The organism is Acinetobacter piscicola (genome assembly GCF_002233755.1).
GTDB classification, from domain to species: domain Bacteria; phylum Pseudomonadota; class Gammaproteobacteria; order Pseudomonadales; family Moraxellaceae; genus Acinetobacter; species Acinetobacter piscicola.
On sequence record NZ_NIFO01000001.1, the window covers coordinates 307,568 to 324,192 of the forward strand.

13 protein-coding genes are annotated in these 16,625 nt (G+C 37.0%); 5 read left to right on the forward strand and 8 right to left on the reverse strand.

Features of this window, described 5'->3' with window-relative positions; all coding sequences use genetic code 11:
• Positions 1-12: 12 nt before the first annotated feature.
• The 3 genes from CDA10_RS06375 to CDA10_RS06385 all read right to left on the reverse strand — a co-directional run bounded on the left by CDA10_RS06375 (position 13) and on the right by CDA10_RS06385 (position 2,080).
• A complete protein-coding gene (locus CDA10_RS06375) occupies positions 13-516 on the reverse strand; it encodes an SMI1/KNR4 family protein (protein WP_089604778.1) in 504 nt (167 codons plus the stop codon).
• A gap of 226 nt (positions 517-742) precedes the next feature.
• Complete coding sequence (locus CDA10_RS06380) at positions 743-961, reverse strand: hypothetical protein (RefSeq protein WP_089604779.1); 219 nt, start codon at positions 959-961, stop codon at positions 743-745.
• Between the two features lie 21 nt (positions 962-982).
• Entirely contained in the window at positions 983-2,080 is a 1,098-nt protein-coding gene (locus CDA10_RS06385; RefSeq protein WP_089604780.1) for a radical SAM/SPASM domain-containing protein, read from the reverse strand.
• A 965-nt stretch (positions 2,081-3,045) separates the two neighbouring features.
• Here CDA10_RS06385 and purL point away from each other — a divergent pair.
• The gene (gene purL, locus CDA10_RS06390; RefSeq protein WP_089604781.1) at positions 3,046-6,879 is read left to right on the forward strand and encodes a phosphoribosylformylglycinamidine synthase; all 3,834 of its coding nucleotides are present in this window, start codon (positions 3,046-3,048) and stop codon (positions 6,877-6,879) included.
• Between the two features lie 471 nt (positions 6,880-7,350).
• Positions 7,351-7,476 (forward strand): KGW motif small protein, encoded by a 126-nt coding sequence (locus CDA10_RS17095; RefSeq protein ID WP_267284015.1) that lies wholly within the window; start codon positions 7,351-7,353, stop codon positions 7,474-7,476.
• A gap of 130 nt (positions 7,477-7,606) precedes the next feature.
• Here CDA10_RS17095 and gltP read toward each other — a convergent pair whose 3' ends face one another.
• From gltP to CDA10_RS06415, 5 genes are all read right to left on the reverse strand, one after another.
• The gene (gene gltP / locus CDA10_RS06395) at positions 7,607-8,896 is read right to left on the reverse strand and encodes a glutamate/aspartate:proton symporter GltP (RefSeq protein ID WP_089604782.1); all 1,290 of its coding nucleotides are present in this window, start codon (positions 8,894-8,896) and stop codon (positions 7,607-7,609) included.
• Positions 8,897-9,173: 277 nt separating this feature from the next.
• Entirely contained in the window at positions 9,174-10,283 is a 1,110-nt protein-coding gene (locus tag CDA10_RS06400) for an ABC transporter permease (RefSeq protein ID WP_089604783.1), read from the reverse strand.
• Positions 10,276-11,409, reverse strand: coding sequence for an ABC transporter permease (locus CDA10_RS06405; RefSeq protein WP_089604784.1), 1,134 nt, complete (start codon positions 11,407-11,409; stop codon positions 10,276-10,278). The genes CDA10_RS06400 and CDA10_RS06405 overlap by 8 nt, the downstream gene beginning before the upstream one ends.
• Positions 11,410-11,411: 2 nt before the next feature.
• Positions 11,412-12,605 (reverse strand): HlyD family secretion protein, encoded by a 1,194-nt coding sequence (locus tag CDA10_RS06410; RefSeq protein WP_228704598.1) that lies wholly within the window; start codon positions 12,603-12,605, stop codon positions 11,412-11,414.
• Positions 12,606-12,617: 12 nt separating this feature from the next.
• The gene (locus CDA10_RS06415) at positions 12,618-14,111 is read right to left on the reverse strand and encodes a TolC family protein (protein WP_089605173.1); all 1,494 of its coding nucleotides are present in this window, start codon (positions 14,109-14,111) and stop codon (positions 12,618-12,620) included.
• Positions 14,112-14,299: 188 nt separating this feature from the next.
• On the opposite strand from CDA10_RS06415, the gene CDA10_RS06420 reads away from it, so the two are divergent.
• The 3 genes from CDA10_RS06420 (at position 14,300) to serC (ending at position 16,557) form a co-directional block, all read left to right on the forward strand.
• The gene (locus tag CDA10_RS06420) at positions 14,300-14,713 is read left to right on the forward strand and encodes an SRPBCC domain-containing protein (protein WP_089604785.1); all 414 of its coding nucleotides are present in this window, start codon (positions 14,300-14,302) and stop codon (positions 14,711-14,713) included.
• A gap of 111 nt (positions 14,714-14,824) precedes the next feature.
• Positions 14,825-15,328, forward strand: a complete 504-nt coding sequence (locus tag CDA10_RS06425) for a GNAT family N-acetyltransferase (protein ID WP_089605174.1) — start codon at positions 14,825-14,827, stop codon at positions 15,326-15,328.
• A gap of 149 nt (positions 15,329-15,477) precedes the next feature.
• Complete coding sequence (gene serC / locus CDA10_RS06430; RefSeq protein WP_089604786.1) at positions 15,478-16,557, forward strand: 3-phosphoserine/phosphohydroxythreonine transaminase; 1,080 nt, start codon at positions 15,478-15,480, stop codon at positions 16,555-16,557.
• The last annotated feature ends 68 nt before the right edge of the window (positions 16,558-16,625 follow it).

The window sequence follows — 16,625 nt, forward strand, 5'->3', positions numbered from 1 at the left end:
TCTTAATCAATTTTATAGTTTTGGATATTCCCAATATTTTTCGCCATTATTCTGAAAATAATTGATGATGAAATCATAAAAATTCGTTTCAATAATTTGCCATTCATTCCTTGGTGAAATGGGGCAAACAATTATGATTGTTCCAAAATCCGCTATGCTTGGATCAAGCCTTACTAAAAGTTTCTCACCATCACCTAAAAATTCACCAATAATACGGTCACCAGTTAAAGCGTCATCGTATCTATCCTCAAAAAACTCAGCTGTAATTCTTTGAATTAGATGCAAATCAAGTAGATGTAAGCCCCATTGACCATATGTTGCATCTTGAAATAGATATGCACCATTTGATTGTTTGAAAAACTCATTGAGTTCATTAGGGAAGTTAAATTTTAATAATCGCGAGGCTTCTACACCATGATGAAATAGACATCTAAAACCTAGATCAGAGCTAATACTTGAATTATTCTTTGGAAATAAATATTGGTTTTGAGTGTTTGCAATAAGTTCTTTATACATTTTAATCCATTTAGTGTTTCAATCTATTTGAAAAAGAATATTGAAAATGATGTCTGAATAATATGCCTGAAATTTTACGTAAATTTAATGACATTATTCTTTTTGAGTAAGAAGAATCTAGTCGCCCAAAGAGTTTTTATGGAATGAATTAACAATGAACAGCATATAAATAATGCTGTTCATTGCCAATCTAGTTATAAATTAAATTGAAATTAGGCCAGAAAAATTAACCAACAATCGTAATGATATTGGTGGTTGCTCTAAGTCCATCCAGAAATTTTTTACCATCACGTAAATCGAGGTTTAAATTTAATTGATCTAGAACTTTAGGATCTTGAATATCGACACCACTGCGTTCTAGTGTTCCCAATAGATCAGCAAGAAATCGAGTCCGTGCAACAGGATTCGTTTCAAGCTTTTTTTGTAAAGACTTCATGTCACTCATGATTTTCTCCGTTATAAAACATTAGGTTATGATTTCTTCTACTACAGACGTCGCTTTGTTTATACCCAACAACTCAACGACGATTTCAAGCGCATGAGATACTTTTTCCTTCTCATACTCTGAAATGACTTGCAATACCTCACTACACATCGCTTTATCTTTAAAAATAGCGTTGCATAAACTGCATGGCCCGACTACATCTTGAGCCTGAGGGAGTTGCGTATATAGATGTGGTGCTCGGTTATGTAAAATTGAATACAACTCTCCAAAACCTTGCCTTTTCATAATTCGGAACAGTAAAGAGCCTTCTATTTTTTCCCAAATTTCTCGTAAAGATAGATCATGGGCATTACCGACCTTTATACCGGGCGTAGCTCGATTAAATGTAGAACAACATGGGTAAACCGAACCATCATGCCAAATGACAATGTCATGATTGACTCTGCGATAGCAGCAAAGATCCTCTGTATCCAAGGACAAACCATAAAGCTCTTGAGTAATGTCCCATTTTTTCGCCATTCCCACTTTTGCGACATATTTGGTCAATAAAGAAACTTTAGGTAAATCAATTGCTTCAGGTAAAAAGGATTCTAATGATTCATGAATACTATTGAATGTGCCGACGACATAAGTTGCGATACCCAGTTCACTTGCAGCACGGACAGCATTCATAACAATAGCTTTGTCTACAAACTTCATATGACTAGGATCATGGCTAATATTTAGCCTAATCAATCCTTTGTTTTTTAAATAACCCAATAACTCCTTACTATAAGCATCATCAACTGCCCAATGTGCCGCTGTTGCAATGGTAAAAGGTAGATTTACCTCATAAAGTACATCAGCCAAAGCACAAATCTCTTCAGGGAAAAGTAAAGGTTCACCACCTGTAAAACCAACAGATGAAAATGTATCGAGCTCAGCGGCTTCTCTGATCAGTCGTTCAGCCAAAGCAAAAGGCATTTTTTCTTTACGATTTGGGTTACATCCATAACAACAAAAGTCACATGCTAAAGCGCATTTCATCGTGTAATTTAGGACTAAGACGTCATTTTCTTTTCCTTCCCAATCATGGACTTCAGTTGGGATCCATTCTTTTAATTTAAGCTTTTTCATCATTATTCTGACTTAAAATTGCCGAATTTATAGGCGGTAATTAAAACTAGATTATTTATTTAAAATGCATGTTATTTAATTGTATGGTTGATATTGTTTTTTGAAATTAAAAAAAATTATTTTAGATGTATTTTTGGTTTTTTAAAATGTTTGTTATATTTTATTAATGTGATTATTTGAGTTAATAATATTGTAGTTTGCAAGGGGGTATTTTTATTTAATCGTATATATTTTATTCAACTCGATGTTTTAATGTTGATCTTATTTGGGGTTTATACAATTTAAGATGATTTTTATTCCTAATTATTAACTTATTCTTAATTGTGAATTAAGGTTAATATTGTCAATGTTTTAATTTTATTTAAAAACAGGGTGTTAAGTTTATTGATTTAAGCTTGGAAAATGTGGAATTCTAAATGAATGTAATCTTTAGTTTTATTCTTATTTATAGAGAATTTTCACTCAATAAAATTAAATGTTTTGGATAAGAAAATAAGTTGAAAATTAAATAATCTATATTTTATAGTTAGATGTAATAAAATTCAAATTTCATTTTTGAATTTATGGTGCTGAAAACTGTATTTTTTATTATCATTTGCTTAATATTTTATTTTGAACTGAGGGTATAGGTTATTCAGTCGATTGGTTGAATTTGGTTGAATCTATACGACATAATTAAATTTAATTAAATGCTTTGACGATTTATTCAGTTTTATGAGATTTAAGTTTCAAAGTTTGAAAATTGCGGTGAGTTAGGCTTACTTTGCCTTGATATCAATTAAATATTTGTTACCAATTACATTAAAATTAAAGCAATGAACGTAAAAGCAAGTACTTGCATGAAAAAAATCTCCTATTTTTAAAGTGGATATGACTAGCTGAAAATTTGCTTTCACAGTAGAATATGCGCTCTCTTCAAGTCACATTGTGGTGGGTTGCCTAAACCTGCCCGTGGAGCCAAAAACAGCATGTTTATCATTGCCGGTGCACCCGCACATTCTTCTTTTAAGCAAACACAACTATTAACACGTTTATCGTCTATCAGTTCTGTTCAATCAATAGAAAGCCAATGGGTCTATCTGTTTGACCAAGCGCTCAACGAGCAACAACAGCAATCTGCTTCACAGCTATTAAATGACGGAGCAACTTTCCAAGTTCGTCAGGCTGCAAATGATGAAGTTCAGATTTTAGTGACGCCGCGTGTTGGTACAATTTCGCCGTGGTCATCTAAGGCAACGGATATTTTTGCAAACTGTAATACACCGATACACCGCCTTGAACGCGGTGTTTTGTTTACTTTAAAAGGTATTTCTAAAATATCTGAAGACGTTAAACAGGTTTTGCATGACCGCATGACTGAAAGTGTGTTCAATCAAATTGATGACGCTGTAGCATTATTTTCAGAAACAGCTCCGAAACCGTTGAACTCGATTGATGTTCTTGGTCAAGGTAAAGAAGCATTGGTTAAAGCCAATTCTGAGTTTGGTTTTGCACTGTCAGACGAAGAAATTGATTATTTAACGGCTGCATTTAATAAATTAGGTCGTAATCCAAACGACATCGAATTGATGATGTTTGCTCAAGCAAACTCTGAGCATTGTCGTCATAAAATCTTCGGTTCTGAATGGACAATTGATGGTGAAAAACAACCATTGTCATTGTTCCAAATGATTAAAAACACCTATAAAGAATCCCCTACAGATGTATTGTCAGCATATAAAGACAATGCTTCAGTGATTGTTGGTTTTGATACACAACGTTTCTATCCGAAAAAAGATGAAGCGACAGGTCACCATATTTATAAGTACAAGAGCCAAGCTGCCCACATTTTAATGAAAGTGGAAACGCATAACCATCCAACAGCAATTGCACCATTTGCAGGTGCTGCGACAGGTTCAGGTGGTGAAATTCGTGATGAAGGTGCGACAGGGCGTGGTGGTAAACCAAAAGCGGGTTTAACTGGTTTTACGGTTTCAAACTTAAATATTCCGGGTTTTGAACAACCTTGGGAAGACAATTACGGTAAACCATCTCGTATGGCATCGCCACTTCAAATTATGATTGAAGGACCTTTGGGTGGTGCAGCGTTCAATAATGAATTTGGTCGTCCAGCACTCAATGGTTATTTCCGTACTTTTGAGCAAAATGTCAATGGTGATGTAAAAGGCTTCCATAAGCCAATCATGATTGCGGGTGGTTACGGTAATATTCGTCCTGACCATGTTGAAAAAGATGCGATTCAACCGGGCGATTTACTTATTGTTCTCGGTGGTCCTGCAATGCTGATCGGTTTAGGTGGTGGTGCAGCGTCTTCTGTAGATAGCGGTAAATTGGGTGAAAACTTAGATTTTGCATCTGTACAACGTGAAAACCCTGAAATGGAGCGCCGTTGCCAAGAAGTGATCGATGCTTGTTGGAGAATGGAAGATTTCAACCCAATTGTGTCTGTACATGATGTGGGTGCAGGTGGTGTTTCTAATGCGATGCCTGAATTGGTAAATGACCATGAACTTGGTGCGATTCTAGATCTTCGTAAGATTCCATCGCTTGAACCGGGTATGTCTCCAATGGAAATCTGGTCAAACGAAGCCCAAGAACGTTATGTACTTGCGATTCATCCAAGCTCTTTGGCATTATTTGAATCGATCTGTGCACGTGAACGTTGCCCATTTGCGGTACTTGGTGAAGCAACTGAAGCACGTCAATTGACCGTGAATGATCCATTATTCGACAATAAAGCTGTGGATATGCCAATGCAAGTGATGCTTGGCGGCACACCACGTATGAGTCGTTCATATGAAACTGTAGAACGCAAAGGTGATGCTTTTGATGCATCACAAGTGGATTTAAAAGATGCGATTTTCCGTGTACTTAAAAATCCAACAGTTGCATCTAAATCATTCTTGATTACGATTGGCGACCGTTCAATTACAGGTATGGTCGCACGAGACCAAATGGTTGGACGTTGGCAAGTTCCTGTTGCAGATGCTGCGGTAACCACAACAAGTTTGCAAGGTTATACAGGTGAAGCAATGGCAATGGGTGAACGTCCACCTGTGGCATTGTTAAATCCTGCTGCTTCAGCACGTTTGGCTGTAGCAGAAGCGATTAGTAACATTATGTGTGCCAATATTGAACAGATCAGTGACATTAAATTGTCTGCAAACTGGATGGCAGCAGCAGGTCAAAAAGGCGAAGACCAAGCTCTATTCGAAGGTGTAAAAGCCATTGGTATGGAAATGTGTCCAGCTTTAGGAATTGCTATTCCTGTAGGTAAAGACTCATTGTCAATGCGTACTACTTGGAATGATGAAGGTGAAGATAAAGCCGTTACTTCGCCAATGTCAGGTGTTATTACAGCATTTGCACCTGTTTTAGATGTGCGTAAAACATTGACACCTGAATTGAAGAATGAAGATTCAGTCTTAGTTCGCATCGATTTATCGAAAGGTCAGTTCCGCTTAGGTGGTTCAATCCTTGCACAAGTCTATAAAGCGATTGGTTCAGTTACTCCAGATGTTGATAGTTTTGATGACTTCAAAGCATTCTTTGCATTGGTACAAGATTGGAACAACCGTGGTTTAATCAAGGCGTACCATGACATTGGTGATGGTGGCTTATTGGCGACTGTTGCAGAAATGATGTTTGCTTCTCGTCTAGGTGTTGCTTTAGAAGATCAAACGACTGAAAGTTTATTTGCAGAAGAAATTGGCGCTGTATTACAGATTACCCAAGCAGAATGGACGACCTTAAAAGCTGAAGTTGCGACTTCAAGCTTAAGAGATGCGATTACTGTTGTGGGTACTGTAAATGATTCTGACCAATTGTCTGTAAATGGTTTGGTTCTAGATCGTGCTGAATTACAACAAGCTTGGACTGAGGTTTCACACCAAATCCAACGTTTACGTGACAACGTAGAAACTGCGGATTCTGAATTTGCTTTGATTACAGATACAAAGCATAAAGGTATTATTGCATTACCAACATTCGATTTAAATGAACCTGTTGAAGCGCCTTATATCAACGAACGTCGCCCGAGCATGGTGATTTTACGTGAACAAGGTGTCAATGGTCATGTCGAAATGGCAGCTGCATTTGACAAAGTTGGCTTTAACACGGTCGATGTTCACATGAGCGATTTGCTTGCAGGTCGTGTGGATTTAGATGATTTTGAAGGTCTGGTTGCATGTGGTGGTTTCTCTTACGGTGACGTCATGGGTGCTGGCGGTGGCTGGGCGAAATCAGTACTATTCAATCCAAAATTACGTGATCAGTTTGAAAAATTCTTTAACCGTGACAATACTTTCTCTGTCGGTATTTGTAATGGTTGTCAGATGTTGGCACAGCTTGCACCACTTATTCCAGGTGCTGACAACTGGCCGCGTTTCCGCCGTAATACTTCAGAAGTTTTTGAAGCACGTGTTGTGAATGTTAAGGTTGAAAAATCACCATCGATTCTTTTAGAAGGTATGGAAGGTTCAATTTTACCTATCGCTGTGGCACATGGTGAGGGTCGTGCAGAAGCTTCTGCTGAAAACTTTGCATCGTTGAATGCGTCTAATCAAGTAATCTTGCGTTATGTAGATAGCTTGGGTAATGAAACTCAACAATATCCATTAAATCCGAATGGTTCACCTGAAGCGATTTCAGGTGTGACGTCGAAAGATGGTCGTGCAACGATTATGATGCCGCACCCTGAGCGTAATTTCCGTGCGATTCAGCATTCTTGGAAACCTGAAGAATGGACTGAAGATGGCGCATGGTTACGTATGTTCCGTAATGCACGTAAGTTTATTGGTTGATTAGAACAGATTAAATTGATTAAAAGCCCCGCAAGGGGCTTTTTTTTGTTTTTGAATATATTCACCCTAGAAGAAGTCGTAATGTAATTCTTTGTTGGTGGATATAGCATCATAAAATGAGCATAGCCTTATATTTGGTTAAATAAGTTAGATTAATTTGCGTAGCTGATGTCTCACTTTTCAGGGATGAAAAGTGACAAAAATCCTTTGTTGGGCGAGGGATACATCCTATATCCCCACCCAACGGCGGCATCCATGCCGCCACGCGATAGCCGAACTCTGTATGATTAAATGATGAAATAAAACAAAAGCAATTTAATTTATCTCAGGTTAATTGTATTGATGGAGCTAAGATAATTTTAGTTACATTTCACAACTTGGTTTAATTATTGCTTATCCTATATTGTCTATTAAAAGATCAATGTTTTGCCCCAACAACGTTTCATAATGTAGCAAGAGTGAGGTGATAAAATGATAAGAACAGCCAATTATTCTAATGTTGATCGTATAGCCATGCGCCATAAAGGGTGGAAATGGTTTAGTGTAGTTTTAAGTTTGCAAATATTGATGGTTTTTGCTGCTTATTTTATAAGATAAGTTTTAGTTGTTTTATTTGTATTGAAAAGATGGTTAGCTATTCATAATTATTTTTATCAATATTAATTGTTTAAGACAAATACCCAAACAAAAGCCACCCGAAGGTGGCTCCCATTTATCTTGAAAAATCTTAATGTGTGGCATCAAAATTATAAGATTTTTGCTTTTCAGTATCGAATTTGCCTTCCCATTTACTAATGACAAGAACAGCAAGCGCATTACCAATCACATTCAACACAGTACGCGCCATATCTAAGATACGGTCAATACCAGCGATAAACGCAAGACCTTCAAGCGGAATACCGACGCTACCTAATGTTGCCAGCAGTACAACAAAAGATACACCAGGAACACCTGCAATGCCTTTAGAGGTAATCATCAACGTCAACACTAAAACGATTTGTTGCGTAATCGTCAAATCAATGCCATAAAGCTGAGCAATAAAAATTGCTGCAATACTTTGGTACAACGTAGAACCATCTAGGTTAAAAGAATAACCAATAGGAACAACGAAACTGGTAATTGATTTTGGCGCACCATAAGCTTCCATTTTTTCCATCATACGAGGTAAAACGGTTTCAGAGCTTGCAGTAGAGTAAGCAAGAATCAATTCATCTTTTAAGATTTTGATAATTGTCCAAATACTAAAACCGCAGAATTTAGCCACAAAACCAAGCACGATAAAGATAAAGAATAAGATAGTTGCATAAACCAAAACAGCGAGCTTAACCAAAGGTAAAAGCGAACTAAAACCAAAGTTTGCAACAGTCGCAGCGATCAAACCGAATACACCAAAAGGCGCAAACATCATAATCATATGCGTTACTTTAAACATGGTTTCAGAAACAGCTCTTAATACATCAATCAAAGGCTGTTTGGTTTCTTTGGCTAAAGAACCCAAGCCAATACCGAATATCACAGCAAAGAAAATGATAGGTAGCATATGCCCATCATTCATTGCAGCGAAAATATTGGATGGAATAAGTGAAAGAACAGTATTCACTAAACCATGAGCTTGATGACTGACTTCCTGAGTGGTTTGTTGATATTGTGAAATGTCCGATGTCGTTAATTTCGACATATCGATACCAGCACCCGGCTGGAATACATTCGCTGCAACTAAACCAACAATAATTGCAACAGTCGTAATGACTTCAAAATAAACAATGGTTTTGAAACCTAGCTTACCAACACTTTTACTATCCCCAGCATTGGCAATTCCTAAAATCAGCATGGAAAGCACAAGAGGGACTACAATCATTTTAATAAGATTAATAAAAATCTTACCTAATGGTTGTAAAAAGTTGGCAACAACATTGTCACGGATTTCAGGAGAATTGTGCAGAAAAGCACCAACAAGAATACCTAGAACGAGCGCAATAACAATTTGCCAAGCTAGGCTTATTTTCATTTTCTTCATACTGAGCCCTTAAAATTCAGATTTTGGCGAAAAGGGAACACTCTATGAAAAAAACGCAAAAAAACGCCCACTAAAACATATAGATGCTTTAGGGTGGGAGATTTTGAACGTTCAGAGTATTTCGAAAATGGTCTATTCTGCGCTTATTTAGACAACTGTACTATTTTTTTTGCATAAATGTAGTTCAATCGTTTGAAATTAATTCAGTTTAATTTGCTGATTCGATAGATTATTGTTATTTGATTATCTTTGTAGATTAAATTGAGGGTGCTCCTGATTATTTTTTGTCAATTTTACCTAAACGATAAAATGCCCAAATGAAGAATATTGCGGCAAAGCATGTTAAATAAATCAATTTAGGGATAATAAGTTCAGTAGATGCCCCCATTTGATTGAGTTGGATAAATAAATTGATTCCCTGTGTAGAAGGCAAAATGTTTGCAAAATATTGCATCCATAGCGGCATGGCTTGAAGAGGCCAAGCAGCACCTGAAAGAAGAAATAATGGGATTGAAGTAAAAACAATCAAATGTCCAGCACGTTCAGAAATATCTAAATAACTTGCCAGTACCATTGCCAAAGCAATCGCACTACTGATAAAAATAGGTACAGCGATTAACATCCCCCAAAAGTTTCCTCCTCGTGGATAATCATTCAACCAAAATGTAAATCCAAAAAGATAAAAACAACCTAAGCAGCCAATGGTCAATGCAGAGAAATAAATTCCGAAAAACTCAGCGGTTGTCGCTTTCCATCGTCTTTCACGGTAACTCGCGATGAGCATGCATAAACCTAAAACAATGGTTTGGTGAATGATTAATGGTGCGACAGCAGGGAAAATATAGCTTCCATAGCCTGAAAGTGGGTTAAAAAGTGCAATTTGGTGAATCGGCAGTGCTAATTCAAAATGCGAAACTTGACCAAATTTTTGAGCTTGCTCAGCAATAGCATGCTCAATGGCTGTGGCAAGTCCTAATCCAATTTGCTTGGTTTTTAGAAAATAAGCAGCACTCAGATATAAACCAATTCCTCCCACCTCACCACGAGCAAGACTATTCGACAGATTTTCAGGTAATAATAAAATACCATCAGCTTTCTGTTGTTGAATCATCTGCTTGGCTTCTTCAAAGTTGGTGGTTATTTCTATAATTTTGATATTTGGGCTTTTAGCAATTTGGCTAATGATTGTATTGCTGATGGCACTTTGTTCTTCATCTACAATAATAATTGGTAAATTTTCAGCTGTTTGTGATTGATAAGCAGCAGGATAGAAAAAACTATAAAAAAATACTGACAGAACCATTGTGGTTAGAATAGATGAGTTTTTTGCAATATTCTTAAATGTCTCAAGATAATATTTCAATAGATTTCGAAAGAAATTAACCATGACGTGCTTCCTTCAAATTTTTATTAAGAAGCAAGGTCGAAACAGCAAAATAAAAGATGCAATATAAAGTCAAAATCATCAAAGGGATAAATGAGATAGAAAGGGGGCTTCCAATCACCCATTGTTCAGTTTGTAATTTTGCATAAGGTGTATAAGGGATAATATTCGCCCAAAACTGTGTAAAAATTGATGCATTATTCAGTGGAAGGGTAACGCCTGCGAAACTTAGGGAAGAACCGCCATATACGGCAATAAAACCAAAGGTTTTGGATAAATTTCGAGTGGCTAAAACGACTGTAGTACTGATCAATGCATAGGCACTAAACAGTAAGAATTGTCCAAGTAAAATAATCCACAAACTGCCAGCAATAAACCAACCTCGAATCACCACAAGCCAAAACATCCAAGCCCATGTCCAAAAGCAAAAAATCAGTACATAAACTAAGTTTTTACTGAGCAGTGCCTGAAATGTAGCTTGACCATTGACCCATTGATTGAGTGTGCCATATTTTAGCTCTTGACCCACAGCAAAAGCCACGCAACAACAGAGCAGCAAATGCAGAATGGCTGGAATCATAAAAGGTTCTAAGTAAAACTCATAACTTAGGTTTGGATTAAATAATGGAGAGATTTTGACATGTGCTGTTGAAAATTCAGCATAAGGGATTTTATTTTCAAGATAAGAATCTTTTGCAAAATCACCAATCGCTTCTACGGTAGAAAGTAGCATTTTAGAAGATATGCTATTCCCAATACTAAAATAAGATTGATTAAAGGCAATACTGATTTGGGCATCCTGAGCTTGCACTAAACGTTGCTCAGCGCCTTGTGGAATATGAACATAGCCCCAAATTTTTGTCTGATTAATCAATCGTTCAATTTCGCTTTGGTTTTCTGAAATACGATAAATTTGAATGGTGGTGTTGAGACTCAAATGTTTTTCTATATTTCGGCTCAGTTCGCTGTGATCTTGATCAATAATTGCAATAGGTAAGTGTTCTGCCTTACCTGAGTAAAACATGCTACTGAATAAAATAATGATCAAGAGTGGGGCGAGTGTGACTAAACACAAATCCCACTTGTGTTGCAGTAAATAGCGCAATTCTCTCAACATGCTCGCCCACATGTCTATGGGTTCTCTTTCAGTTTAAAAATAACGCTCATGCCGACTTTTAAATCGGTTAATGGTTCTGCGGGTGTTAATTTAATTTTAAAACTACGAATATCATAACCACCTGTTTGACGTGTGGTTTTGATGGTCGCAAATTCACCTTCTGCATCAATATTCTTAATATTAAATGAAATAGTTTGATGGAGTGCAGGAATAAAACCGTCTAAAGACTTCGCTTGATAAACTTGCGTGTATTGGTCTTCACGAACATTTAAACTGACCCATTGCTCGTCATCTTGAAGGATACTGACCACAGGCACACCTATTGCTGCAACGAGTTCCGATGGCTTACCGTAGGTTTTAGAGACTGTTCCACTGATTGGCGAAAATAGTTTTGTTTCGGCTTCCAATGCATTGGCTTCAGCGACAGCAGCTTTGGCGATTTCTACTTGTGCATCAGCACTGGTTTTTTGCTCAGAAGTGCTACCACGGTTTGCTCGGGCATACTGTTGGTAGGCTGCTTCTGTAAGTTGAGTGGCTGAAATTGCCGCGGCTTGCATTTCATCACGACGTTGACGAGAAATGACACCTTGCTGATAAAGATTTTGTCCACGGTTAAACGTTGTTTTGGCAAGATTTTCTTGAGCTTTCAGACTTTGCCAATTGGCATATAAACTGTCGATATTTTCCTGTTGAGCACCTCGATCTACACTGGATTGCAAGGCAAGCGCCGCTTGTAAACCTGCTAAAGCTTGCTGTTTACTTGTTGCAATTTCAGGGCTACTTAACGTAACGAGTAACTGTCCTTTTTTAACTTTTTGACCATCGTGGACAAAAATGCCTTCAATTCGACTGGGAACTTTGGTACTCACATGTAAAGTTTCGGCTTCGACACGGCCTTGTACATCAATCGTTTTCGGTTGATAACTTTTCCATAAGCCAAATGCAATGAGTCCAAGTAGTGCAATAAAAATGATCGTCCCGATAGCCAGTAGTGCTTTCTTTTTGGAAGAATCATTTGGTGTTATAGGTTGTTCTTTAGGTTTTAAGTCTTCATCTTTTTTAACATCTACATCTGACACATCTGAATTCACGGGAATATCATGCTGTTCTGTTAAAGAATTAGATTCTAAACCTTGTTTCGTATCCAATGAACTGTCGTTTTGATCAGCGTTGTTGTTTGTATCTGGATGCGTATTTTCTTGTGTCATTTATTTTCCATCCTAACGAATATAATCAGTATGAGATTGATTTACATAGTTTTTAAACTGATCAATTGAGCCATGACTTTGTAGTAGTGTTGCGAGTGATATCACATATTTATAAGCATTCAATGCTTTTTCGGCTTTTAAAATGCTTAATTGATTCTGTGCATCAATCACCTGTGTTGCTGTGCCCATATCTTCTTTAAATGAAAGGGTTTGAATTCTTAAATTCTCTTGAGCAGCTTGTTCATTTTGTTGAAGTAATTGATTACTTTGTTGAGCTGAGCTTAATTCACTATAGGATTTATAAATCACATTCTCAATTTCTTGTTGAGTGCGTGCAGTTAATAGCTCAGTTGCATAACGTTGTAACTCAGCAGCTTGTACGCTTTTATTTTTATCAATACCTGAAAATAAGTTATAACGCGCTGCGACACCGACAATCCAGTTCTGGTCTTGATCTAGACTGTATTCGCCAAAAGCAAACAAACTTGGTTTTTTAGCTGCACTTTGAACTTTAATATTCTGATTGGCAAGTTGTGTATCCATGCGCATTTTACGAACCAAACTTGATGTTTCAGGATAAGAAGCAAGGAGTTGATCTAAAGATTGGCTTTGTAGACGATTGACAAAAAGTGGCGTGGTCAGCTGATCAATCGATGGTTTATTCAATAAGTTTTTGAGTTGGAATTGACTAGACTGTAAATTCGCTATGATATTTTGATTGTTCCGTTGCGCATTATTACGTGCAACTTCAAATTGCATTCGTTGTCCTTTGCTAATAAAACCTTGTTTTTCAAGTTTTAATGCATTTTCATAATGTTGTTGCAAGGTTGATAATGTTAAGCGACTCGTTTCTAAAAGCTGTTGTTGTAGTTGCACATTAAAATAGGTTCGAATTATTTCAAACCGTTGCACATCTTGCTGTTGTTTGGAATCGAGTTGGCTACGTTCCGCTTTAAGATTTGCAATCTGCTTTGTTGTCGTGGTGATACCGCCTGTATAAATTGGCATCATGACAGACACAGTAGGGCGAACGACTTCATCTTCTAGTACAACATTTGCAGTATCTGGAACTAAGCCAATACCACTATGGATTCCCTGTGCAAGACCATCTTTTAAAGGGTCGGTGATTGTAGAGGGAATGTTTTGTTGAGACTGCCACTGATCAACACGCTCATTGACGCCTTGTGAAAGTGTCTGTTCTAAATTATTTTTTACGCCATTCAATGGAACATCTGTTTCAGTATGAAATTTATAAGCCCGTACGTTTAAGTCGATACGTGGTAAACCTAAATTTTTCACAGCATCTGCTTGAAGTTTAGAGGCTTTATTCAAAGCATCATTGGCTTGAGTTGTATAAGAATTTTCAAGAAAATATTGCTCAGCTTGAATATAGCTGAGGTTTTCAGCTGAACTGTAGCTGGCGATACCTGAGAACAGGCTCAATAAAGTAATTTGCTGTATAGATCTGGATAATGCTTTTCGAGAATATTGTGTTGTAAATTTCATCTGAAAAATCATCAGTATTTGCTTGTATTTAGAGCATTCTAACCTTTATTGACTAGAATAAATAATCTAAAAGTAGGGTGATAAATGTGTGGTTTTTGTAGTTTCTATTTTAGAACGATTGCTGGAATAGGCCAGAGTGAATATTTTATTGTTAATAGAATTTTCAAGAAAAAAGAAATGGAGCGAATATGACAAAAATTACAGTGGAATCCCTAGTGCATGCACCAATTGATCAGGTGTGGCAAATCTATAACAATCCTCAAGATATAGAACAGTGGAACACTGCTTCAGTAGATTGGCATACGGTAAATTCTGTCAATGATTTGCGAGTAGGTGGTCAGTTTTCAAATCGCATGGAAGCTAAAGATGGCAGTATGGGATTTGATTTCGCTGGAACCTATACAGAAGTCATTCCACATGAAAAAATTGTCTATGTATTTGGTGATCGTATTGCTGAAGTTATATTTAAGCAGGAGGGAAGTGCAGTTTTGGTCAAGATTGCTTTTGACCCTGAAAATCAATATCCAATTGAACAGCAACAAGCTGGATGGCAAGCCATTTTAAATAATTTTGCACACTATGTAGAACAACAGAATTCATAATTGAAAGCCTGTTTAAAGGTGTTTTTAAGATAGTATTCAGGACAATATTGAAAGCAACGTTTAAAAACTGAATTAGATTTTTTGAAATTCATTTGGTATATCAATATGATCATGATTGATTCTGCACGTATGATACTGAAACCTTTTACATCGAATGATGCCGAAGAGTGTTATGCCTGCATTACACCCACGCTGACAAAGTATATGTCTTGGGATCCACCACCAGATCAAGCAGCTTCCGAGGTGATATGGCGAGTATGGTTAACCACAATCAAAGAGGGTTCTGATTTAAATTTTGTGATTCGGCATAAATTAAATCATGAGTTTTTAGGGTTGGTAGGACTTCATGAAACTCTAGGGAAAACACCTGAACTGGGTATTTGGATCCGAGAAGATCGTCATGGTTTTGGCTATGGAAAAGAAGCAGTTACAACGCTTGTGCATTGGGCTTCAACAAGGAATGACTTGGAACATTTTATTTATCCTGTAGCTGTCGAAAACCATTCAAGTCGACAGATTGCTGAATCTTTAAATGGTTATGCAATCTATTGTTCTCAACAGCCTAAATACAATTCGATGACTTACCATATTCCTAAATCAGTCAAACGGACTTAAAGTCTGTTTGACTCGTCTTTGTTATTGAAATCTCAACTGTAAATTGTCAAACACATTGAAAGATTGACTGACAAAGCTACTGCAAGAAAAGCCATTTTGTGGTTAAATGCGCCTATTTCATTCGTTTCACTTTTATAAAGGGAAAAATCATGCGCGCGTACAATTTCTGTGCTGGTCCTGCTGCATTACCTACTGCCGTTTTAGAAAAAGCTCAACAAGAGATGTTAGATTGGCATGGTAAAGGTTTATCCATCATGGAAATGAGCCACCGTAGTAAGGACTATGTGGCTGTCGCTGAAAAAGCAGAAGCTGATCTTCGTAAGTTGATGAACATCCCTGAAAATTACAAAGTTTTGTTTTTACAAGGTGGCGCATCACTTCAGTTTTCTGCAATTCCTTTGAACCTTTTGGGTAAAAATGCAAAAGCAGATTATATTCATACGGGTATTTGGTCTGAAAAAGCGACTCAAGAAGCGCAACGATATGGCGATATCAATGTCATAGAAGCGGGCACAACAATTGATGGCAAACTTGCGATTAGCGATCAAAGCCAATGGAACTTATCGAATGATGCAGCTTATGTGCATTATGCTGAAAATGAAACCATTGGTGGTATTCAATTTGCCAATATTCCTGTAACAGATAAACCTTTAGTTGCTGATTTATCATCAAGTATTTTATCTGCGCCTTTAGACGTATCTAAATTTGGTTTGATCTATGCCGGTGCACAAAAAAATATCGGCCCAGCAGGTTTAACCTTGGTGATTGTTCGTGATGATTTGCTCGATCAAGCAAAACCTGAAATTCCAAGCCTATTAAAATATGGTTCGCAAGCTAAAAATGATTCAATGGTGAATACACCTGCAACTTATGCATGGTATTTATCAGGTTTAGTTTTTGAATGGTTACTTGAGCAGGGCGGTGTAGACGCAATGCACAAAATCAATTTGGAAAAATCTAAATTACTTTATGGTTATATAGATTCAAGTGATTTTTATAATAATCCAATCGCGATTCCAAACCGTTCAATTATGAATGTACCTTTTACTTTGGCGGATGAATCTTTAGATAAGTTATTTTTGAAAGAAGCTGAAGAAAACCACTTATTGAATCTTGCAGGTCACCGTTCAGTGGGTGGTATGCGTGCGAGTATTTACAATGCCGTGCCTTTGGAAGGTGTTCAGGCATTGGTTAACTTTATGGATGACTTTGCTAAGCGCAATGCTTAATCCATAATTTTACAAAAGATTTATAAATAAAAAATCCTTCACTTTGAAGGATTTTTTTATATATGCGT